This window comes from Gellertiella hungarica (genome assembly GCF_014197145.1).
Lineage (GTDB): Bacteria > Pseudomonadota > Alphaproteobacteria > Rhizobiales > Rhizobiaceae > Gellertiella > Gellertiella hungarica.
Genome location: NZ_JACIEZ010000002.1, coordinates 219,245 through 239,303 on the forward strand (window position 1 = coordinate 219,245; position 20,059 = coordinate 239,303).

The 20,059-nt window shown below is 64.1% G+C and carries 16 protein-coding genes; 9 read left to right on the plus strand and 7 right to left on the minus strand.

Annotated elements, in window-relative coordinates; all coding sequences use genetic code 11:
* Positions 1-43: 43 nt before the first annotated feature.
* Positions 44-3,544, minus strand: a complete 3,501-nt coding sequence (locus GGR23_RS05580) for a hybrid sensor histidine kinase/response regulator (protein WP_183365156.1) — start codon at positions 3,542-3,544, stop codon at positions 44-46.
* A gap of 237 nt (positions 3,545-3,781) precedes the next feature.
* On the opposite strand from GGR23_RS05580, the gene mscL reads away from it, so the two are divergent.
* The 7 genes from mscL (at position 3,782) to GGR23_RS05615 (ending at position 11,013) form a co-directional block, all read left to right on the plus strand.
* Entirely contained in the window at positions 3,782-4,201 is a 420-nt protein-coding gene (mscL, locus tag GGR23_RS05585) for a large conductance mechanosensitive channel protein MscL (protein WP_183365157.1), read from the plus strand.
* Positions 4,202-4,354: 153 nt separating this feature from the next.
* Positions 4,355-5,524, plus strand: a complete 1,170-nt coding sequence (locus GGR23_RS05590; protein ID WP_183365158.1) for a pyridoxal phosphate-dependent aminotransferase — start codon at positions 4,355-4,357, stop codon at positions 5,522-5,524.
* A 157-nt stretch (positions 5,525-5,681) separates the two neighbouring features.
* Entirely contained in the window at positions 5,682-6,716 is a 1,035-nt protein-coding gene (gene galE, locus GGR23_RS05595) for a UDP-glucose 4-epimerase GalE (protein ID WP_183365159.1), read from the plus strand.
* Between the two features lie 196 nt (positions 6,717-6,912).
* Complete coding sequence (rfbF, locus tag GGR23_RS05600) at positions 6,913-7,683, plus strand: glucose-1-phosphate cytidylyltransferase (protein ID WP_183365160.1); 771 nt, start codon at positions 6,913-6,915, stop codon at positions 7,681-7,683.
* Between the two features lie 126 nt (positions 7,684-7,809).
* Positions 7,810-8,373, plus strand: coding sequence for a dTDP-4-dehydrorhamnose 3,5-epimerase family protein (locus GGR23_RS05605; protein ID WP_183365161.1), 564 nt, complete (start codon positions 7,810-7,812; stop codon positions 8,371-8,373).
* Positions 8,370-9,599 (plus strand): class I SAM-dependent methyltransferase, encoded by a 1,230-nt coding sequence (locus tag GGR23_RS05610; RefSeq protein WP_183365162.1) that lies wholly within the window; start codon positions 8,370-8,372, stop codon positions 9,597-9,599. Before GGR23_RS05605 ends, GGR23_RS05610 begins: the two co-directional genes overlap by 4 nt.
* Before the next feature lie 160 nt (positions 9,600-9,759).
* Positions 9,760-11,013, plus strand: a complete 1,254-nt coding sequence (locus tag GGR23_RS05615) for a glycosyltransferase family 2 protein (RefSeq protein WP_183365163.1) — start codon at positions 9,760-9,762, stop codon at positions 11,011-11,013.
* A 140-nt stretch (positions 11,014-11,153) separates the two neighbouring features.
* Here the strand turns inward: GGR23_RS05615 and GGR23_RS05620 are convergent, their stop codons facing one another.
* The 4 genes from GGR23_RS05620 to GGR23_RS05635 all read right to left on the minus strand — a co-directional run bounded on the left by GGR23_RS05620 (position 11,154) and on the right by GGR23_RS05635 (position 15,258).
* A complete protein-coding gene (locus GGR23_RS05620; RefSeq protein WP_183365164.1) occupies positions 11,154-11,966 on the minus strand; it encodes a cephalosporin hydroxylase family protein in 813 nt (270 codons plus the stop codon).
* 228 nt (positions 11,967-12,194) lie between these two features.
* Positions 12,195-13,301: an NAD(P)/FAD-dependent oxidoreductase gene (locus tag GGR23_RS05625; RefSeq protein WP_183365165.1), complete on the minus strand. Its 1,107-nt coding sequence runs from the start codon at positions 13,299-13,301 to the stop codon at positions 12,195-12,197.
* A gap of 40 nt (positions 13,302-13,341) precedes the next feature.
* A complete protein-coding gene (locus tag GGR23_RS05630; RefSeq protein ID WP_183365166.1) occupies positions 13,342-14,388 on the minus strand; it encodes an NAD-dependent epimerase/dehydratase family protein in 1,047 nt (348 codons plus the stop codon).
* 57 nt (positions 14,389-14,445) lie between these two features.
* Positions 14,446-15,258: a cephalosporin hydroxylase family protein gene (locus tag GGR23_RS05635; protein ID WP_183365164.1), complete on the minus strand. Its 813-nt coding sequence runs from the start codon at positions 15,256-15,258 to the stop codon at positions 14,446-14,448.
* A gap of 165 nt (positions 15,259-15,423) precedes the next feature.
* Between GGR23_RS05635 and GGR23_RS05640 the strand changes: the two genes are divergently transcribed.
* Together GGR23_RS05640 and GGR23_RS05645 are read left to right on the plus strand one after the other, a co-directional pair.
* The gene (locus GGR23_RS05640; protein ID WP_183365167.1) at positions 15,424-16,263 is read left to right on the plus strand and encodes an NAD-dependent epimerase/dehydratase family protein; all 840 of its coding nucleotides are present in this window, start codon (positions 15,424-15,426) and stop codon (positions 16,261-16,263) included.
* A gap of 126 nt (positions 16,264-16,389) precedes the next feature.
* On the plus strand, positions 16,390-17,532 hold the full coding sequence (locus GGR23_RS05645; protein ID WP_183365168.1) for a class I SAM-dependent methyltransferase: 1,143 nt from the start codon (positions 16,390-16,392) through the stop codon (positions 17,530-17,532).
* A gap of 110 nt (positions 17,533-17,642) precedes the next feature.
* Here GGR23_RS05645 and GGR23_RS05650 read toward each other — a convergent pair whose 3' ends face one another.
* Both GGR23_RS05650 and GGR23_RS05655 read right to left on the minus strand, forming a co-directional pair.
* The gene (locus GGR23_RS05650) at positions 17,643-18,764 is read right to left on the minus strand and encodes a hypothetical protein (protein ID WP_183365169.1); all 1,122 of its coding nucleotides are present in this window, start codon (positions 18,762-18,764) and stop codon (positions 17,643-17,645) included.
* A gap of 134 nt (positions 18,765-18,898) precedes the next feature.
* A complete protein-coding gene (locus GGR23_RS05655) occupies positions 18,899-19,948 on the minus strand; it encodes a dipeptidase (RefSeq protein ID WP_183365170.1) in 1,050 nt (349 codons plus the stop codon).
* Positions 19,949-20,059: the final 111 nt, after the last annotated feature.

The following is a 20,059-nucleotide window of genomic DNA, read 5'->3' on the forward strand; positions in this document are numbered from 1 at the left end:
CTCCCTCCGGAGACGCAGGACGGCCCGGATGACACCGGTTTCCTTACTCGGCAGCCGCCTTCAGGCTCATCACCTGGGTCAGATAGGCGCGGAGTGCTGCGGGTTTCACCGGCTTGTTCTGCAGGCCGATGCCGTGCTTTTCGGCCTCGGCGCGCACCTCGGGCGTGCGGTCGGCGGTGACCAGCAGCCCGGGGATCTGGCTGCGGTAGATGGACCGGAGCTCGAGGATCGCCTCGATCCCGTCGCCATCGTCCAGATGATAGTCGGCGATGACGAGATCCGGCACGGGACCTTCCGCGGAAAGGGCGAGAATGTCGGCCATCGAGCTTGCGGTGGTAACCGTGCATCCCCATCCGGAGATCAGCAGCTTCATGCCTTCGATGATGCGGGGCTCGTTGTCGATGCAGAGCACCCGGACGCCCGAGAGCGGCTGGTAGGCGGCGGGTGCCGGGCCGGGGGCGGCGACCGCCTGCTCGGCGGGCAGGGCCGCGACCTTCGGCAGGCTGACGCGGAAGGTCGTGCCGCGGCCGGGGGTCGACGAGAGATCCACCGGCGTGTTCAGCACCCGCGCGATGCGATCGACGATGGAAAGCCCGAGCCCGAGCCCCGATGCGGTCTTCGCGCCCTCGTCGAGGCGGGCGAATTCCTTGAAGATGGTGCGGAATTTCGATGAGGGAATGCCGATGCCGCTGTCCAGCACCTCGATCACCACCCGGTCGCCGCGGCTGCGGGCGCCGACCAGCACCTTGCCTGTCACGGTGTACTTGATTGCGTTCGAAACGAGATTCTGCACCAGGCGTCGCAGCAGGTTCGGGTCGGAGCGCACCACGAGCTTCGACGGCATGACCCTGAGCTTCAGGTTCTTCTCCCGGGCTATGGGGGCGAAATCCGTCTCGATGCGCGACAGCAGGTCCGCAAGCGGCACCGTGGTGAAGCGCGGCTTCATGGCGCCCGTATCCAGCCGCGAGATGTCGAGCACGGCGCCGAGGATGGTTTCCACCGATTCCAGCGCGGAATCGATGTTGCGGACCAGCGCGCCGTTCTCGCTCTCGGCCATCCGCTCCACTAGCGCGGAGGAGTAGAGCCTGGCGGCATTCAGCGGCTGGAGAATGTCGTGGCCGGCCGCGGCAAAGAAGCGGGTCTTGCCGAGATTGGCCTCGTCGGCGGAGGCGCGCGCCTCGCCCAGTTCGCGGTTCACGCGGGTGAGCTCGGCGGTGCGCTCGGCAACGCGCTGTTCCAGCGTCTCGTTCGCCTGCTTCAGCGCCTGGTCGGCCGCCACCTGGGCGGTGATGTCGGTGAAGGTGGCGACGATGCCCTTGTCGGGCAGCACGTTGGAGCGCACCTCGATGATCGACTTGCCGCCGGACAGCTCCAGCCGGAAGGGCCTGTCGCCGGTGGTGAAGTTGCGGATGATCTCGCCCTGTTGCCAGGCGGGAATGTCGCCGCGCTCGGAGATCATCGCAACGATGGCGGCCAGCGGGAAACCGACCTGACCGGCGGTTTCGTCGAGATCCAGCAGGCTGCGGAAGCGGCGGTTCCAGATGGTCAGCTGGTTCTGGCTGTCGAAAACGGCGATCCCCTGGTCCATCTGCGAAAGCGCGGTCTGCAGCATGTCCTGGTTGTATTGCAGCGCCTCCGAAGCTTGGTCGAGCAGCCAGGCCGTATCGGCGGAGGCGTCCTCGACCTTCTGCAGGATGAGCGAGAGCACGAGGCGGGCGGAGGATGAGCCGATGGCGCTGCCGAGCAGCTGCTCCGAATAGTGGATCAGCGCCATGTCCGCCGGCTGGTTGTCCTCGAGGGTTCGCCCTGCCTGCCGCTCGAAGGTCTGCATGGACCGGCGCATGCGCTCCTCGCCCAGATACCGGGCGATGGCGGTCTTCAAGTCTCCCACCGAAACCCGCGTCTTCCAGCTGCGGGTGGCAAACTGCGAGCGCGAATGCCGCTTGACGAAGATGCCGGACTGGATGCGCTCCACCGGCTTCGGATTGCGGCTCAGCGAACCGAGGATGAAGGCAGCGCTGTTGGCGAGCAGGCTCAGCACCGTCGCGTTCACCAGCAGGTCCGGGTTGTCCGAAAACATCGTGACGCCGGGGAACAGGAAGGAGAGGATGGCCGCCGAGGCGGAGGAGTAATCCGGTCCGCCGAGGCTCGGCAGGAACAGCAGATAGGCCCAGATGACGAAGCCCGTCACCATTCCGGCCAGTGCCCCGCGCGCATTCGCCCGGCGCCAGACCATGCCGCCGAGCAGCGCCGGGGCGATCTGGCTGATGCAGGTGAAGGCCAAAAGCCCGATGGAGACGAGGCTCGAGCTGGTATCGGTCGACCGGTAATAGGCATAGCCGAGAAGCATCACCGCGAAGATGGCGATGCGGCGGATGCGCAGGATGACCTTGGCGAAGTCGCGCCGCTCGCTCGCGCGCGCAAAGAGGCTGCGCTGCAGGAAGGCGGGCATGATGATGTCGTTCGAGATCATGATCGACATGGCCACGCTTTCCATCACGACCATGGCGGTCGCGGCCGAAAAGCCGCCGATGAAGGTGAGCAGCGAAATGGCGCTGTAGCCGGAAGAGAGCGGCAGTGTCAGCACGTAGACATCCGCATCGCCCGCCCCGCCGAAGGTCATCAGTCCGGCGGCGGCCACCGGAATGACGAAGATGTTGATGGCGATCAGATAGGCCGGGAACAGGTAGCGCGCCGTCTTCAGCTCGTCGGGGTGCCGGTTCTCCACCACCGTCACGTGGAACTGGCGCGGCAGGAACAGGATGGCGAAGGCCGATGTGAGGATCAGCACCAGCCAGCGCGAGATCGGCGTTTCGTGGCTCATGGCCTCGATGACGAGCGAATTGGCGGAGGCCTTTTCCCACAGATGCGCCGGTCCGTCGAAAAGCAGGTACACGACCGTAAAGCCGACGGTCAGGAAGGCGACGAGCTTCACCATCGATTCCATGGCGATCGCCAGGATCAGCCCGTCCTGATGCTCCGTCGCATCCGTGTGTCGGGTGCCGAAGATGACCGCAAAGCAGGCGAGCAGCAGCGTGACGATCAGCGGCATGTCGATGAAATAGAGATTGCCGGCCCCGATGCCGTAGGCGGAAGGGTCGACCATCACGCCGACGGTGCTGGACACCGCCTTCAGCTGCAGTGCGATGTAGGGGATCGCGCTCATCAGCGAGATCAGCGCGACGATGCCCGCGACCGAGGAGTTCTTGCCGTAGCGGGCGCCCATGAAATCGGGAATGGAGGTGATCTTCTCCGATTTGGCGATCTCGGTGATGCGCCGCACCAGCGGCATCCCCAGGGTGAACATCACGATGGCGCCGATATAGATGCCGAAGAACTCGAAGCCGCGCACGGCTGCAAGACCGACGCTGCCGAAATAGGTCCAGGAGGTGCAGTAGACCGCGAGGCTCAGCGCATAGACCACGGGACGGCCGCGGGGCGGTGCTCCCCGGCGTCTTCGCAGCCGGTCGCCGTAGCTCGCCACTGCAAAAAGAAGCAGCAGATAGCCGATCGACGAGACAAAGATGATCCAGCCTGGCAGCATGAAGACCCCGCGCCGGCGACAGGGTTCGCCGGATGGTCAAGTCTAGGTCAAAACGCCCGATGTGAAAATGGAGCCTGCCTGCAACCAAAGTCCAAGGACGTGCCTGGCGCCGAGCCGCTGCACGGAATGGGTGAATTTCCGGGAGGCGGATGACATTCAGGGTTAACACGAAGCGGGCAATAGTGCTAAATGTTGTATATAATAATTAACTAGCGTCTCATCAGAAGGAGCAGGGGCATGATCGAGGAATTCAAGGCGTTCATCGCGCGGGGCAATGTGGTGGATCTCGCGGTGGGTGTGATGATCGGCGGTGCATTCGGCGGCATCGTTACGTCGCTCGTCAACGACATCATCACGCCGATTGTCAGTCTCGTGGCCGGCAGCGTGGATTTTTCCAACTATTTCCTCCCCCTCTCCAGCAAGGTAACGGCAACGACGCTTGCCGCAGCGCGCGAGCAGGGCGCGGTGATTGCCTATGGCAGCTTCCTCACCATCGTCATCAACTTCCTGATCCTTGCCTGGATCATCTTCCTGATGGTCAAGGGCATCTCCAAGCTGCGCCGCGAAGAGCCCGCGGCCCCGCCCGAACCGGCAGCAGCGCCGGCCGACATCCAGCTGCTGACCGAGATCCGCGACCTGCTGAAATCGCGCGGCTGACGTCTCCCGATCTCGGCTGAAAGCCGCGCCACGTCAGAGCGGGCCGGGGCGCGGCCATCAAGAAAACCGATCCAAACCTCAATCGAAGTCATGGGATTTCCCGATCTCCCTTCGCTACAGTTGCCGGAAACGCGAAGCGGGAGAAAGACAGGAATGACCGTGCTTGAAACCTTGAGCCCCCGTGCAGTCCAGGCGCCGGAAAGCGGCATCGTCGAGGTGGTGAACTATGCGCGCGGCCGCGAGGGCCTGATCCCGCTCTGGGTCGGGGAGGGCGACAGCACGACGCCCGACTTCATCAATCGCGCCGCCGTCGCCTCGCTCGACAACGGCGAGACCTTCTACACGTGGCAGCGCGGTATCCCCAGCCTGCGCCAGGCGCTGGCCGATTACTACACCCGTCATTTCGGCGTCTCGCTGCCGGCAGAGCATTTCTACGCCGTCGGCTCCGGCATGCAGGCCATCCAGCTTGGCCTCCAGGCCCTCACCTCGCCGGGCGACGAGGTGGTCTATCTCACTCCCGCCTGGCCGAATTTCGCTGCGGCCGCAGAAATCGCCGGCGCCCGCACGGTGCCAGTGGAACTGGCCTATGGCGGCGGCCGCTGGCAGCTCGATTTCGAGCGGCTCGAGCGGGCCATCAATCCGAGGACGAAGCTTCTGTTCATCAACACGCCGTCCAATCCGACCGGGTGGACGGCGACGCGCGAGGATCTCGCGGCCCTTCTCGCCCTTGCCCGCCGGCACGGGATCTGGATCATGGCGGACGAGATCTATGCCCGCTACTTCTACGGTGCCGCCACGCGCGCACCTTCCTTCCTCGACGTGATGGAGGAGGGCGACCGGGTGCTCTTCGTCAATTCCTTCTCCAAGAACTGGTCGATGACCGGCTGGCGCATCGGCTGGATCGTCGCACCGCCGGAGATCGGCCAGGTGATCGAGAACCTCGTGCAATATTCCACCTCCGGTGTCGCCCAGTTCATCCAGCAGGGCGCGGTGGCGGCGCTCAACGACGGCGATGACTTCGTCAATCGCAACATAGACAAGGCGCGCCGCTCGCGCGATCTGCTGTGCGAGGCACTGACGGCCACGAACCGGGTGGAGACGCTGAAGCCCGATGGCGCGCTCTACACCTTCCTGCGCATCGACGGGATCGCCGATACCCGTCTCGCTGCCATCGACATCGTCGACAAGACCGGTGTCGGCCTGGCGCCGGGCACCGCTTTCGGGCCGGGTGGCGGACCCTTCATGCGCGCCTGCTTCCTGCGCGATCCCGCCCTCGTCGCCACCGCCGCCGAGCGCCTCCAGGACTATATCCGCCGGCTGTGATGGCCATTGCATAAAATTCGAACGATTGCCGAAAGGCGGCTCTTACCACGATCCCAGAAGAGCCGCCGCCCAGGCCCGGAAAACTGTCCCTGATAACCATTTCGATAGGCAATTGACGGCTTGATCTTCCCAAAACAAGAACAGGGAAGACAGGGACATGGCAGTTCTGGTGACAGGCGGTGCAGGCTATATCGGTAGCCACATGGTTTGGGCCTTGCTGGATTCGGGCGAGGATGTCGTCGTGCTCGACCGGCTCTCGACCGGATTCCGCTGGGCCGTCGCACCCGAGGCCCGCTTCTATCTCGGCGATGTCGGCGATACCGAGATCCTCTCCCAGATCTTCAGCGAGAACGACATCGACGCGGTCATCCACTTCGCCGGTTCGGTCGTCGTGCCGGAATCCATCCGCCAGCCGCTTTCCTATTACGAAAACAACACCGGAAAGACGCGGACGCTGATCGCGGCCACGCTCGGTGCCGGCATCCGCAACTTCATCTTCTCCTCGACCGCCGCCGTCTATGGTGCGAACGGCATCGACCGGCCGATCGTGGAAAGCGATCCGCTTTCCCCGCAGACGCCCTACGGCCTTTCGAAGCTGATGTCGGAAATGATGCTGCAGGACGCCTCGACCGCCCATGACCTGCGTTACGTCGCGCTGCGCTACTTCAACGTCGCGGGCGCCGACCCGGAGCTGCGCACCGGACAGTCTACCCTGAACGCCACCCATCTCATCAAGGCTGCCGTCGAGACCGCGCTCGGCAAGCGGCGCAAGATGGACGTCTACGGCACGGACTATCCCACCCATGACGGCACCGGCGTGCGGGACTTCATCCATGTGGCCGACCTCGCCCAGGCCCATCTTTCCGCGCTGCGCTACCTGCGCAAGGGGGGGCAGCCGCTGGTGGCCAACTGCGGCTATGGAACCGGTTATTCCGTGCTGGACGTGCTGAGCGCGGTGATGGAGGAAAGCGGCCGCCGCTTCGAGGTCAACTACCTGCCGCGCCGCGAGGGCGACATGGCAAGCGTGATCGCCGACTCCACGCTGCTCCGGCGCAAGCTGAACTGGATGCCGCGCCACGACGGCATCAACGAGATCGTCCGCACCTCGCTCGAATGGGAGCTTCTGCTCTCGCGCCGCAACTCGCTGAGTGTCTCCGGTCTGCAGCAGCGGCTCGCCTCGCTGACCTTCTGACCGCAACCGTCGGGCATCCCTTCTGATCGCGGGCGGCATCTCCGGATGCCGCCCGCTCCAGTTTGAGGTCAGTTTCGTTCATTAGGTATCGATGTATGCAGGCAAAGACCCGGATACATCGCATGAGACTTTCCGTCCCTTCGGCCCTTGGCTCCGTCCTCCCGCGCATCGCCCTCTGGGGCGAGGGGAGGCGCTGATGAAATGCGTCATTCTCGCCGGCGGGCTCGGCTCGCGCATCGCCGAGGAAACCCATCTGCGTCCCAAGCCGATGATCGAGATCGGCGGGCGGCCGATCCTCTGGCACATCATGAAGATCTACCACAGCCACGGCATCCGTGACTTCATCGTGTGCTGCGGCTTTCGCGGCTACGTGATCAAGGAATACTTCGCCAATTACGGCCTCTACATGTCGGACATGACCTTCGACCTGGCGGAGAACCGGCTGCAGTTCCACAAGAAGAGCGCCGAGAACTGGCGGGTGACGCTGGTGGATACGGGCGAGAATTCGATGACCGGCGGCCGTCTGCGGCGCGTGGCCGATTACCTCAGGGACGAGGAGGCCTTCTGCTTCACCTACGGCGACGGTGTCTCCAGCGTCAATATCTCCGATACGATCCGCTACCACCACAGCCATGGCAAGCTTGCTACCGTCACGGCGGTGCGTCCGCCGGCCCGCTTTGGCGCGCTGTCGCTCGAGGACGACACCGTGCGCGGCTTCGTCGAGAAGCCGGAGGGCGAGGGCGGCTTCATCAATGGCGGCTTCTTCGTTCTTTCCCCGAAGGTGATCGACAGGATCGGCGACGACGCGACCGTGTGGGAACAGGAGCCGCTGGCCAGCCTTGCCAGCGACGGCGAGCTGAAGGCCTTCTTCCACGAGGGCTTCTGGCAGCCGATGGATACGCTGCGCGACAAGACCCATCTGGAAACGCTGTGGGGCAGCGGCCACGCGCCCTGGAAGAGCTGGTAGGATGGACAAGGCATTCTTCCGGAACGCCAGGCACGCGGCCATTCCCGGCCGGATGGTGCTGTCAGCTCCAGATCGGAACCGTGCAGCGCTGCGCCTGCGGCAGCCGCCGTTGCGAAGGGGGGCGGCATGAGCGCCCGCTTCACCCCCGTTGCCCTGCCGCTCGAGGGACCCGTGCTCCTGGAAAGGCGCCGCTTCTCGGACGATCGCGGCTATCTCACGCGCCTCTTCGACCCGCTCGATCTCGCAGCCTTCGGATGGGATGGCCCGGTGATGCAGGTGAACGAGACCGGCACGCTCAAGGCCGGGATCGTGCGCGGCATGCACTTCCAGCATCCGCCCCACGCGGAGATCAAGCTCGTCACCTGCACCGCAGGCCGTATCCTCGATGTCGCCGTGGATGTCAGGCGTGGCTCGCCCACCTTCCTGCGCCACGTTGCCGTGGAGCTTTCGGCGGACAATGCCCGCTCGCTTCTGATCCCGCGCGGGTTTGCCCATGGCTTCCAGGCGCTGACCGACGACGTGCGCCTTGTCTACGTCCATTCGGCCAGCCATCAGCCCGACGCCGAAGCCGGGCTTCACCCAGAGGACCCGGCACTCGGCATCGCCTGGCCGCTTGCCGTCCACGGGCTTTCGCCGCGCGATCTCGCCCACCCGCCCATCACGTCCGATTTTGCCGGAGTAGCCGCATGAAATGCCGCCATTGCCAGGGAGAGCATCTCGTTCCCTTCCTCGATCTCGGATCGTCGCCGCCGTCGAATTCCTACGTCAGCCAGGCCGACCGCGACAAGCCGGAACTGTGGTATCCGCTGGTCATCCGCGCCTGCATGGACTGCCTTCTGGTCCAGACGGAGGACTTCGCCGAGCGCGAGGTCTTCTTCTCCGAAAACTACGCTTATTTCAGCTCGTTCTCCAGCTCGTGGCTGAACCATGCGCGCACCTACGTGGCCGACATGACGGCGCGCTTCGGCCTTGGCGAAGCCTCCCGCGTGGTCGAGGTCGCCGCAAATGACGGCTATCTCCTGCAGTATGTGAAGGAGCGGGGCATTGCCTGCCTCGGCGTCGAGCCGACGGCCTCGACGGCCGCCGCCGCGCGGCAGAAGGGCATCGAGATCCGCGAGGATTTCTTCGGTGTCGCGCTGGCAAGGGCGCTGGTCGAGGAGGGCTGGTCGGCCGATCTCACCGCCGCCAACAACGTGCTTGCCCATGTGCCCGACATCAACGATTTCGTCGCCGGCTTCGCCACCGTCCTGAAGCCGTCAGGGGTGGCGACCTTCGAGTTCCCGCACCTGCTCAACATGGTGGCGGAGGCCCAGTTCGACACCGCGTATCACGAGCACTATTCCTATCTGTCGCTGCTTGCGGTCACGCGGATCTTTGCCGCCAACGGGCTCCATGTCTTCGATGTGGAAACCACGCCCTGGCATGGCGGCAGCCTCAGGGTCTTCGCCCAGCGCGCGGACACGAAGACCCATGCCGAAAGCCCCCGCGTCGCTGCCATGCTGGAACGGGAAATCGCTGCCGGCATGCGCGAACCCCGTTACTACACCGCCTTCCAGAAGGAGGCCCAGCGGGTGCGCAACGATTTCCTTTCCTTCCTGATCGGGTGCCAGCGGGAAGGCCTGAAGGTCGCCGCCTACGGTGCCGCGGCCAAGGGCAACACGCTGATGAACTTCGCCGGCGTCAAGCCGGATCTCCTGTCGCTGGTCGTCGACCGCAACCCCGCCAAGCAGGGGATGCTGATGCCCGGCAGCCGCATTCCGATCACCGACGAACAATCCCTGAAAGATCTCAAACCGGAAAGGGTGGTCATCCTGCCATGGAATCTTCAAAGCGAGATCAAGGCTCAACTTTCATATATCAGCGACTGGGGTGGGAAATTCGTGACGGCGGTGCCGAGACTGACGGTGCACCCCTGATCCTGCCCATCGGCCATCCTGACCGGGCGGAACCGCCACTCGTTCTTGCGGCGATGGCGCTGCGCGCCGCGCTTGCCGAAGACGAGCAGCAGGCCCCGCTCAAGGCTCAGGCGATAAAGTAGCGATTATTCCCGGCCCGTGGGCCCGTGCGGAGAAAAATATGTCGATTAATCCCATTCTCTCGATTTGCGTTCCTTCCAGAAACCGCCAGGTCTATTTCCAGCAGACCATCGACGGCCTGCGCCTTTCGCCACGCACCGACGTCCAGTTCGTCTTCGCGGACAATTCCGACGACCCGTCCGTCATGAACGAATACATGCGCGATCTCGTCGGCGATCCGCGCATCGTCTACCTGCCGTCGCCGGAAAAGACGCTTTCCATGGTCGACAACTGGGAACGCACGATGGAGGTGGCGACCGGAGAGTATGTGGTCTTCATCGGCGACGACGACTTCGTCGATCCGGAACTGGCAGAATTCATCCGCCGTGTGCTCGAGTACAATCCCGGCGTGGAAGCCTTTGGCTGGCGCGCGATCGGCTACACCTGGCCCTATCCGGGCCGCGGCAGTTTCTCCGTCCCGGTTCCCTACGACAGCTCCATCGTCAAGATCGAGCAGGCGGAACTGTTCAAGCGCATGTTCGGCTGGCACGACAGCCGGCACGTTCCCACCTCCGGTTTCTCCATCTACCACCATGCCATCTCCCGCCGGCTGCTGGAGCGGATCAAGCTCCTTTACGGCGGCAAGTATTTCGAACATCCCGTCGTGGATTACGACAATGCGTTCAAGGTCATCTGCCTCGGCTCGAAATTCGTGGCGACCTCGCGCCCCTTCGGCATCATGGGCAGCTGCCCGGCCTCGAACTCCTTCAGCGTCGGCAAGCTGGAGGACCTGCGTCGGAAGATGGCGACCTTCGCCGAAGAGGCCGGCCAGGATTTCGAGAACGACCCGCTTTTCCGCGAGTTCCCGTTCGTACCTGCGCAAGGCACCACCGCGACCATCGGCGTGGCGCAGCACTGGTTCAAGTCGAAATACAACATCTCCTTCGAGAACTGGGGTGAAAACTTCGCCAAGGCCTGTGCGATGGACTGCCAGTTCTACTTCGACCGGGATGCCTTCGATGCAGCGACTGCCGGTTACAGGAAGAGCTTCGAGCTGTGGGAGAACGGCCGTTACCTGAAGCACTTCAACCCCGTCTTCGACGAAGCGCGGTCACAGGGCAAGAACATCGTTCCCGCAGGCTTTACCGACACGGGCGTGATCATCGATCAGGAGCTCCCGGTCAAGAATTCGGCGGAAATGTACGCGGTGGTCAACGCCATGTGCCCCCCCATCGACATGCTCGATATCGGTCCCGGCGGCTTGAAGCACGCCTGGGAGACAGAGGACAAGATCGCCAAGATGCTGCGGGCTTGAACGGCTCCGGCGCTGCGGATGGTCATGGAAAGCCGGGGCATGCCCCGGCTTTTTTCGTTGCCGGGGATCGCCGGAACCCACACGTAAAAAAGGGCCGCCCGGCAGGGCAGCCCTTTCGACCGGCGCGCAGCCCGCCTGTTTCAGACGCGCTTGAGGAAGCCGTCTGGAGCGGCGGTGAAGGCGAGCTTTGTCTCGATTGTCTTGTCGTACTGGAAGGCGAGCGGCTGGCCGTCGGCTGCGGTTCGCCCGTCCTCCTTCAGACGGCGCATGTATTCCCAGACGGCCGTCTTCGGATTGTCGCCCTTGCCCCAGGGGCGGTTGTTCCAGAACTCGTTGGGCAGGTCCTCGACCATGGTGTCGAAGACGACGCAGTAGCTGCCCTTCGAGGTCAGCGGCGCATAGAGCTCCAGCTCTTCGAGCACATGGGCGTGGGTGTGGTTGGAATCGAGGAAGACCATCACCGTCTTGTGGTTCCTGGCGATTTCCTTCACCTGCGCGATGGTTTCGGGTGCGATGGAGGAGCCCTGGATCATGGAGATCTTGCCGCCGAGCGGATGGGCCTCGATGGCCTTGCGGTTGTGCTCGCGGATGTCGATGTCGATGCCGAGCACCCGGCGCGGGGCCTTGCGCACGTCGAGCGGCTCGCCCGACTGCATGGCGTCGCAATAGTCGAGGAGCGCCAGCATGGAGGCGGACAGGATCAGCGAGCCGCCATGGGCGATGCCGGTCTCGATGACGAGATCGGGGCGCACGGCCCAGATGAGCTCCTGGGTGGCGTAGAGATCCTGCGGCATCTGGATGACCGGCCGGCCGAGCCAGGAGAAATTGTAGGAATAGAAGTACTTCGTGGCTTCCTGCAGCCAGGTGTTGGACAACGCCTGGAAGCCGGCATCCTTGCCGATGTCCTCGATGTTGCGGGCCACCTGCTGGCGAAATTCTGTGACGGGATCCATGCCTGCTCCTTGCCTTGGGTCGCTGTGCTCCGGCTCCGGCCGGGGCCCCTCGAAGGGCATGCCTTCAAGCCCGGCCCTGCGCTAGGATGGCCACAGCGATTCGTCCGAAACCCATTTCTGGTCCTTTCCTCCATTCTGCGGAAACCACCTTTCCCGGAGCTGGCCGCGCCTTTCCGGCGCCGCGTCACCGGCGGGAACGGCGCCGCTGGCAGCGGTCATCGAGGCGCCTCAGAGCCCCAGCTGCCGGACGACCTCGTCCGCAATGGCGAGGCTGGAGGTGAGGCCGGGGCTTTCGATGCCCAGCAGATGCACGATCCCGTCGGTGCGATGAAGCTGCGGCCCGGCGATGAGGAAATCAGCGTCCGGTTCCCCCGGGGCCGAAAGCTTCGGCCGAACTCCGGCAAACAGCGGATGCAGTTCCCTTTCCGCCACCGCTGGCCAGTAGGCACTGATCGCGCGGGCGAAACGCTCTGCCCGGGAGGCGTCCATGCTGTAGGACGGGGCGTCGATCCACTCCACGTCCGGGCCGAAGCGTGTGGTGCCGTCGAGGCCGAGGGTCGAGTGAATGCCGAGCCCGCCGGGCTCCGGGACGGGATAGACCAGCCGACGGAACGGTGCCGGCCCGGTGATGCCGAAATAGAGACCGCGCGCAAAGCGGATGCGGGGAGCACGCCAGGACGAGTCGCATGGGGCCGCCCTTGCCACCGCCTCGGCGCCGTGCCCTGCGGCGTTGATGAAATAGCGGCATGCAATCGTGTAGTCCTCGCCATCGGCGCCTTGCGTCGTGACGGCGAGGTCATTCCCGGATCGCGCAATGCTGCAGACGCGGGTGTTGGTGACGATCATGCCGCCATTGGCCTCGATGTCGGAGACGAGTGACAGAAGGAAGGCGCCGGAATCGAAGATGCCCGTCCGGGGTGACAGGAGACCGTATTCGGCGCGGACCTCGTTTTCCAGGTCTTCTATATCCCGTCTCGCGAGGCGGACGAGATCCGTGACGCCGTTGGCCTGCGCCCGGGCGCCAATGGCCTCGAGTTGGGCCCGCTGCGCCTCTGCCGCGACAACGAGCTTGCCGGTCAGGGCATGGGCAATGCCGTTGCCAGCAAGATAATCCAGCAGCATCTCGCGCCCCGAGATGCAGAGGCGGGCTTTCAGCGAGCCGGTCGGGTAGTAGAGGCCCGCATGGATCACCTCGGAATTGCGGGCGCTGGTTTCCTGTCCCGGACGCGCATTCTTCTCCAGGACAACGACCCCGACCCCGCGCAGGGCAAGCGCGCGGGCAATGGCGACGCCCACGACCCCGCCGCCTGCGACAACACAATCGATGAAATCCATGGCTCGGTCCGTTCGTGAAGCCAGCGGCCCGGATGTCGGGTCAGGCGCGCCAGCGCAGCTCGCGATCCAGCTTGCCGCTGTCGATGTGCTTCTGCAGCGTCTTCAGGCGCACATATTGCGAGTTCCGGAAGTCCGGTTCGTTGAATTTCATGCGTTCGAACGTTGCCAGCAGGCGCTCGATGGATTCGTCAAGCGACACCTGCGGCAGATGATCGGGCGCAAGCGATTTGAACAGCGAGAAATCCACCCGGTAGGAGCGGTTGTCGCTGGGGGCATTGGTGTTGATGCTGATCTCGGTTCCGGAGACCTTGCGTGCGACCGCTTCGGCCATGTCCCGGACCTGGTAGTTGTTCTGGTCCGATCCCGCATTGACGGCAAGGAAACGGCCGCCGTTTCCGGCCTCGCGGGAAATGCCCCAGAGGATGGCACGGGCCATGTCTTCCACGTCGATCATCGGGCGCCAGGGCGTCCCGTCGCTCAGAACCGTGATCTTGCCCGAGGTGAGGGCTCCGGCGACGAAATCGTTCAGGACGAGATCGAGCCGGATGCGGTCGGACGCTCCGCAGGCGGTGGCAAAGCGCAGGCAGGTGACGACCATCTCGCCGAGATCGAGCTGCTTGAGGCTGTTTTCCGTGCCGATCTTCGAGCGGGCATAGGCCGTCAGCGGGTTGGTCGGGTCCGTTTCCCGGCGCGCATCGCCTTCGGCAAAGCCATACATGCTGCAGCTGGAGGCGAAGACGAAGTTCTTCACGCCGGCCGCAGCGGCAAGGGTCGCAATCCGGACGCTGGAATCGCGGTTGATCTCTTCCGTCACCTTTTCGAACTGGTTGCCCATCGGATCGTTCGAAACCGCCGCGAGGTGAACGACGGCATCCACGCCTTCCAGGAGCTCGGCGGGAAAGTCCCGCACATCGCCGAAGACCTGCCGTTCGAGCAGGGATTCGGGCAGGTTTTCCGGGCCTGTGAGCGAGTGTCCGAAGAAGCCGGCGTCAAACCCGATGATCTGCGCCTCGGGGATGGTTTTCTTCAGAAGGCGAACCAGGACCGGTCCGACATAGCCCATGTTTCCGGTTATCAGCACGCGCATGGATCGACACTCTTTCTGGAATTGGTGCGGTTGTTCGGGAAGCCTTGCGCGCCTGTTTCAGACGCGCTTGAGGAAGCCGTCTGGAGCGGCGGTGAAGGCGAGCTTTGTCTCGATGGTCTTGTCGTACTGGAAGGCGAGCGGCTGGCCGTCGGCTGCGGTTCGCCCGTCCTCCTTCAGACGGCGCATGTATTCCCAGACGGCCGTCTTCGGATTGTCGCCCTTGCCCCAGGGGCGGTTGTTCCAGAATTCGTTGGGCAGGTCCTCGACCATGGTGTCGAAGACGACGCAGTAGCTGCCCTTCGAGGTCAGAGGCGCATAGAGTTCCAGCTCTTCGAGCACATGGGCGTGGGTGTGGTTGGAATCGAGGAAGACCATCACCGTCTTGTGGTTCCTGGCGATTTCCTTCACCTGCGCGATGGTTTCGGGTGCGATGGAGGAGCCCTGGATCATGGAGATCTTGCCGCCGAGCGGATGGGCCTCGATGGCCTTGCGGTTGTGCTCGCGGATGTCGATGTCGATGCCGAGCACCCGGCGCGGGGCCTTGCGCACGTCGAGCGGCTCGCCCGACTGCATGGCGTCGCAATAGTCGAGGAGAGCCAGCATGGAGGCGGAGAGGATCAGAGAGCCGCCATGGGCGATGCCGGTCTCGATGACGAGATCGGGGCGCACGGCCCAGATGAGCTCCTGGGTGGCGTAGAGATCCTGCGGCATCTGGATGACCGGTCGGCCGAGCCAGGAGAAATTGTAGGAATAGAAGTACTTCGTGGCTTCCTGCAGCCAGGTGTTGGACAACGCCTGGAAGCCGGCATCCTTGCCGATGTCCTCGATGTTGCGGGCCACCTGCTGGCGAAATTCTGTGACGGGATCCATGCCTGCTCCTTGCCTTGGGTCGCTGTGCTCCGGCCCCGGCCGGGGCCCCTCGAAGGGCATGCCTTCAAGCCCGGCCCTGCGCTAGGATGGCCACAGCGATTCGTCCGAAACCCATTTCTGGTCCTTTCCTCCATTCTGCGGAAACCACCTTTCCCGGAGCTTGTCATGAAACATATCCTCATCACCGGTGCCGGCGGCTTCGTCGGCCGGCAGGTTCTCAAGGCCCTCAAGGGAAAAGGCCATCGGGTCACGGCCGTGCTGAGGCCCGGCCAGCAGCTTCCCGCCGGCTATGAAGCTGATGCGGCCGTCGTCACGCCGGACCTGTTTTCGGAAGACGAAGCGTGGTGGCGGGAGCGGCTCGGCGGCATCGATTGCGTGATCCATTCGGCCTGGTATGTCGAACCGGGAAAATACCTCGACAATCCGCGCAATCTGGATTGCGTTGCCGGGTCGATCGCCCTGGCCAAGGCTGCGGTTGCAGCCGGTGCCGGCCATTTCATCGGCATCGGCACCTGCATGGAGTATCGCCTTCCGGGCGACCGGCTGGCGGTGGACTCGCCGCTCGAACCCGCCACGCTCTATGCGGCTGCCAAGCTCGCGCTTTACCATATGCTCGGGCATTTCCTGCCGGGAACCGCCACGACCTTCAGCTGGTGCCGGCTTTTCTATCTCTATGGCGAAGGCGAGTATGCCGCCCGTCTGGTGCCCTATGTCCGGGCACAGCTTGAAAAGGGAGAGACCGTGAAGCTCTCTGCGGGAACACAGCTGCGCGATTATCTCGACGTTGCGGAAGCAGGTCGGCAGATTGCCACCGTTGTCGAGACAGGGCAGACCGGTGCGATCAACATCTGTTCCGGCAAGGCGGTGACCATCCGCGCCCTCGTCGAGAGCATTGCCGACGAATATGGCCGGCGCGATCTTCTGGAATTCGGCACGGCCGCCATCCATCCCTCCGATCCCGCAGCCGTCGTCGGCATCCCCAATCTGATCCGGCCCGGTGGGTGACGGGGCAAGCTCCCCGGCCTCGCACGACGGACTGCGCCGCTTCCGCAAGCGCGACGGCAAGCTTCGCGCAACGAAAAGAACGAACAATGCATATTTAAATTCATGTCTTTGACAGGAGCCATTTGCATGACGAACTGCCCAGCCTGCGATGGGACCGAGCATAATGTGATCCTGACCCGCAGCAATGTTCCCGTTCTTCAGAATGTCATCGTTAAGACCGAGGAAGAAGCGCGCGCCTTTCCCGTTGCACGCCTGCGCATCTGCCAGTGCCGGAACTGCGATTTCGTCTGGAACGCCGATTTCGATGCCGACGTCATCCGGTATGACAGCAGCTATAACAATTCGGTGCAGGCATCCGGTGTCTACCGGGCGCATCAGTCGGCCATGGCGGAGAAGATCCTGGCGCGTCCCGGCACCTTCAACTGCGTGGACATCGGCTGCGGCGAGGGCGAGTTTCTGGAGGAGCTCGCCCGCTCGGGCCGGGTGGGCAAGGCAATCGGCTTCGATCCCGCCTTCAAGGGGCACCCGGGGATGCATCCGGCGGTCAGCGTCAGGACCCATTATTTTACCGAAGAGACGGCCCGCGCCCTGCCGGACGACATCCATGTGGTCTGCTCGCGCCATACCATCGAGCACATTCCCGAGCCGGCTCCCTTCATCGAGGCCATCGCCGGCTATGTGCGCGCCCGCAACCTGCCGCTCTACCTTGAAACGCCGGATGTCGACTGGATCCTGAGGAACAAGGCGTTCGAGGACTTCTTCTACGAGCACTGCTCGCTTTTCTCGCCGCGCTCCATGACGCTGCTGCTGAAACGCTATGGCCTGGATTGCCGGGTGGAGGCGGTCTATGGCGGCCAGTACATGTGGGTCGAAGCCTGGCCGGCGGAGGAGGTAAAGGACGTTCTGCCGCCGGCCCCTGCGGACATTCCGGCGCATGACGGCATAAGCGAGGTGCTTGCCTACTGGGAAAACCGGCTTTCGGACCTCAGGCGGGATGGGCCGGTGGCGATCTGGGGCGGGGCCTCCAAGGGCGTGACCTTCTCGCTCCTCGTGCCGGGCGTCGACATGGCGATCGATCTCAATCCCGCGAAACAGGGATGTTACATGCCTGTCAGCGCCACCCCGATCCTGCCGCCAGAGGAGGCGCTGGCTCGCGGGGTGCGATCCATCGTGGTCATGAACCCGAATTATCACGCGGAGATCGAGGCGCGGCTGAACCAGCTCGGCTGGTCGGGAACCCTTCTGGGGCTTCAGGATCGGGCGGCCTGACGGCAGAGGCAGCCAAGGCATCGGAAAAAGGGCCAGCCGTTGCAACGGCTGGCCCTTTTTCCGTGTGTCTCGCCGCGAAGGAAAATGGCGGGTTGCCCCGCCATCGCCCGTCAGTGCTGAGTCATCGACATGGATGTCGCGATGGGAAGCGGGGTCAGCATGAACCGCGCGAATTCGTAGAAATCCTGGGCCGTCGTGGCGTTTCCGAGGAAACGATCCACCAAAAGGACGCGCCCGTGCAGGCCGCGGCGGCGGTCCGCCTTGGGCTCGGGCATGTAGGGCGGGTGGAAGCTCGCCGCCAGCCGCTGGTCGCCCATCTCCCGCATTGCGGCATGATAGGCCTGGCACTTGGACTCGAATTCCTGTTCCCGGTGTTCCAGCATGCAGTCGATCATGCAGGCGCGGACGAAATCGTCTCCGTATCCATCCCATGCGCTGCCGATATCGTGCAGAACACGGCACTGGATTTCGGCGATAGCCGCGGTGATGCCGAGGGCGGGCGTGAAGGGGAAATTGGTGATCACGCGCGGCATGGAAACCGGCTTGTAGGTTTCCTGGCTGATCGCCGAGAGCGGGCGTGAGGCGAAGGCAAAGCGGTTTGCGTGAAGCACAACGCGAGCCGACCATTCATACTGGGGCACCGGCGTCAGCCAGCTCAGCTCGCCCGAATGCACCAGCACCGCCTCCAGCAGCGAACGGCTGATGGCGCAATGATAGAGGCCGAAGGGCATTTTCGGCACGTTGAGGCTGTCCTTCCAGTGGAAGAAGGCCTCGAGCATTTCCGTCTTCCCGAATTCGGTGACATGGTGCTGGATCGGAACGGCAACAGCCGTGGGAATATTGCGGTCGGCGTTGGGGTCGATCGTGAAGGTGTTCCAGCCGCAGGCATCCGCATCCGGCATGGTTTCCTCCACGTGCCGCAACAGGTAGTCGATGCCCGGCTCGAGCATGTCGTCCGGCCGAACCACAGTCACCCAGCGGGCGGTCATGGCGGCGACGGTGCCCATCCACAGATTGGAGAGGGAGATGTTTTCGGGGGCTGGCGGCAGGATGCGCAGCCGTGCGTCGCGGCCTGCCAGCGCCAGCAGCGGGTGGTCGTCCCCGTAGGCTTCGCCATAGGGTGCAACGATCACCTCGATGTCGGCCGCAGCGTCGGACAGAAGGCGCTCGCAGAGGTAAAGCGGTGGCTTCATGCCGGGCTCGACGGGGATGCAGATCGATAATGTGGTCATCGGCAGACGGATCTCCTCGCATGGGATACTGCCGGGTAAAGGTAACGCTCGATCAGCAATGTCGACGTGCGCGTACCGGTCCGGCCTGAGCCAATGCTAGGAAGCCCGCCTTGCGCGAGGCTGTGCTAAAATAATCAGGCTCCCCAGGTCTCGCCGGCCACCCGCAGCCAGTTTTCCCGGCAAAGCTTCGCGAGCTCCGCCTCGCCGTATCCGGCCTTGCGCAGCGCCTCCACAAGCGCCTGGCTTCCCGAAGCGTCGCCGATCGCGGCAGGGATAGTGGCCCCGTCGTAATCCGAGCCGATGCCCACGCAGTCGATGCCCATGCGCTCCACCATGAAATCGATATGGCGGACCAGGTCTTCCATCGGCGTCTCTGCATCCTCCCGTCCGTCGGCGCGCAGCATGGTGACGGCGAAATTCAGGCCGGCAATGCCGCGGCTGTCGCGGATCGCATCCATCTGCCGTTCGGTGAGGTTGCGGGCCACGGGGGTGAGGGCATGGGCATTCGAATGGCTGGCGACCAGCGGGTGCCGGCTGGTGCGCGCCACGTCCCAGAAGCCCTTCTCGTTGAGATGCGCGAGATCGATGACGATGCCGAGTTCGTTGCACGCCTTCACCAGGCGGAACCCCGCCTCGGTCAGGCCGGCGCCGGTATCGGGGTCGCGGGGATAGGCAAAGGGCACGCCGTGGCCGAAGATGGTCTCCCGGCTCCAGACCGGCCCCAGGGAGCGAAGGCCCGCGGCATAGAAGGTCTCCAGCTCGTCGAGATCCGAATTGATGGCCTCGCAGCCCTCCATATGGAGCACGGCCGCGAACCGTCCGGCCTCCATGGCCTTGCGAATGTCGGCAACGCTGCGGCAGAGCGCCCAGGCGCCGGCGCGGTCAAGCCGCTGGGCTATCGCGGCAATTTCCATGGCGCTGGCAAGCGACGGCAGGTGGGAGAGCGGAGCCGGCAGGGGGATCTCGTAATGTCCGCGCTCGTCGGGCTCGCGGTGGCCGAGATCGGGCGAGGAGAGATAGATGGCGCAGAAACCGCCGGCGAGTCCGCCTGTCTGCGCCCGCGGGCCGTCGATATGGCCCTCCGTCGTTCCCTCCACGAATTCCGCCACCGGATCGCGCCCGGCCTTGGCATGGGAATGAAGCCGGTAGAGCACGTCATTGTGGCCGTCGAAGATGAGCTGCATGGAGGGATCCTGGAATCGGGAGGAACGGAACGGCCCTCCTTCTAGCGCAAGTGGGGCGGCTGCGGGAAGCGCGGGCCATGCCCGGATTTGCGGGTGAGGCGGGGGACCTTC

Excerpts from the sequence above, each read along its gene's own strand:
- GGR23_RS05615 (WP_183365163.1), top strand. The coding sequence starts at position 9,760 with ATGTCGATTAATCCCATTCTCTCGATTTGCGTTCCTTCCAGAAACCGC.
- GGR23_RS05650 (WP_183365169.1), bottom strand. The coding sequence starts at position 18,764 with ATGACCACATTATCGATCTGCATCCCCGTCGAGCCCGGCATGAAGCCA.
- GGR23_RS05590 (WP_183365158.1), top strand. The coding sequence starts at position 4,355 with ATGACCGTGCTTGAAACCTTGAGCCCCCGTGCAGTCCAGGCGCCGGAA.
- GGR23_RS05605 (WP_183365161.1), top strand. The coding sequence starts at position 7,810 with ATGAGCGCCCGCTTCACCCCCGTTGCCCTGCCGCTCGAGGGACCCGTG.
- GGR23_RS05610 (WP_183365162.1), top strand. The coding sequence starts at position 8,370 with ATGAAATGCCGCCATTGCCAGGGAGAGCATCTCGTTCCCTTCCTCGAT.
- GGR23_RS05625 (WP_183365165.1), bottom strand. The coding sequence starts at position 13,301 with ATGGATTTCATCGATTGTGTTGTCGCAGGCGGCGGGGTCGTGGGCGTC.
- GGR23_RS05620 (WP_183365164.1), bottom strand. The coding sequence starts at position 11,966 with ATGGATCCCGTCACAGAATTTCGCCAGCAGGTGGCCCGCAACATCGAG.
- GGR23_RS05645 (WP_183365168.1), top strand. The coding sequence starts at position 16,390 with ATGACGAACTGCCCAGCCTGCGATGGGACCGAGCATAATGTGATCCTG.
- rfbF (WP_183365160.1), top strand. The coding sequence starts at position 6,913 with ATGAAATGCGTCATTCTCGCCGGCGGGCTCGGCTCGCGCATCGCCGAG.
- GGR23_RS05630 (WP_183365166.1), bottom strand. The coding sequence starts at position 14,388 with ATGCGCGTGCTGATAACCGGAAACATGGGCTATGTCGGACCGGTCCTG.
- GGR23_RS05580 (WP_183365156.1), bottom strand. The coding sequence starts at position 3,544 with ATGCTGCCAGGCTGGATCATCTTTGTCTCGTCGATCGGCTATCTGCTG.
- mscL (WP_183365157.1), top strand. The coding sequence starts at position 3,782 with ATGATCGAGGAATTCAAGGCGTTCATCGCGCGGGGCAATGTGGTGGAT.
- GGR23_RS05635 (WP_183365164.1), bottom strand. The coding sequence starts at position 15,258 with ATGGATCCCGTCACAGAATTTCGCCAGCAGGTGGCCCGCAACATCGAG.
- GGR23_RS05640 (WP_183365167.1), top strand. The coding sequence starts at position 15,424 with ATGAAACATATCCTCATCACCGGTGCCGGCGGCTTCGTCGGCCGGCAG.
- galE (WP_183365159.1), top strand. The coding sequence starts at position 5,682 with ATGGCAGTTCTGGTGACAGGCGGTGCAGGCTATATCGGTAGCCACATG.
- GGR23_RS05655 (WP_183365170.1), bottom strand. The coding sequence starts at position 19,948 with ATGCAGCTCATCTTCGACGGCCACAATGACGTGCTCTACCGGCTTCAT.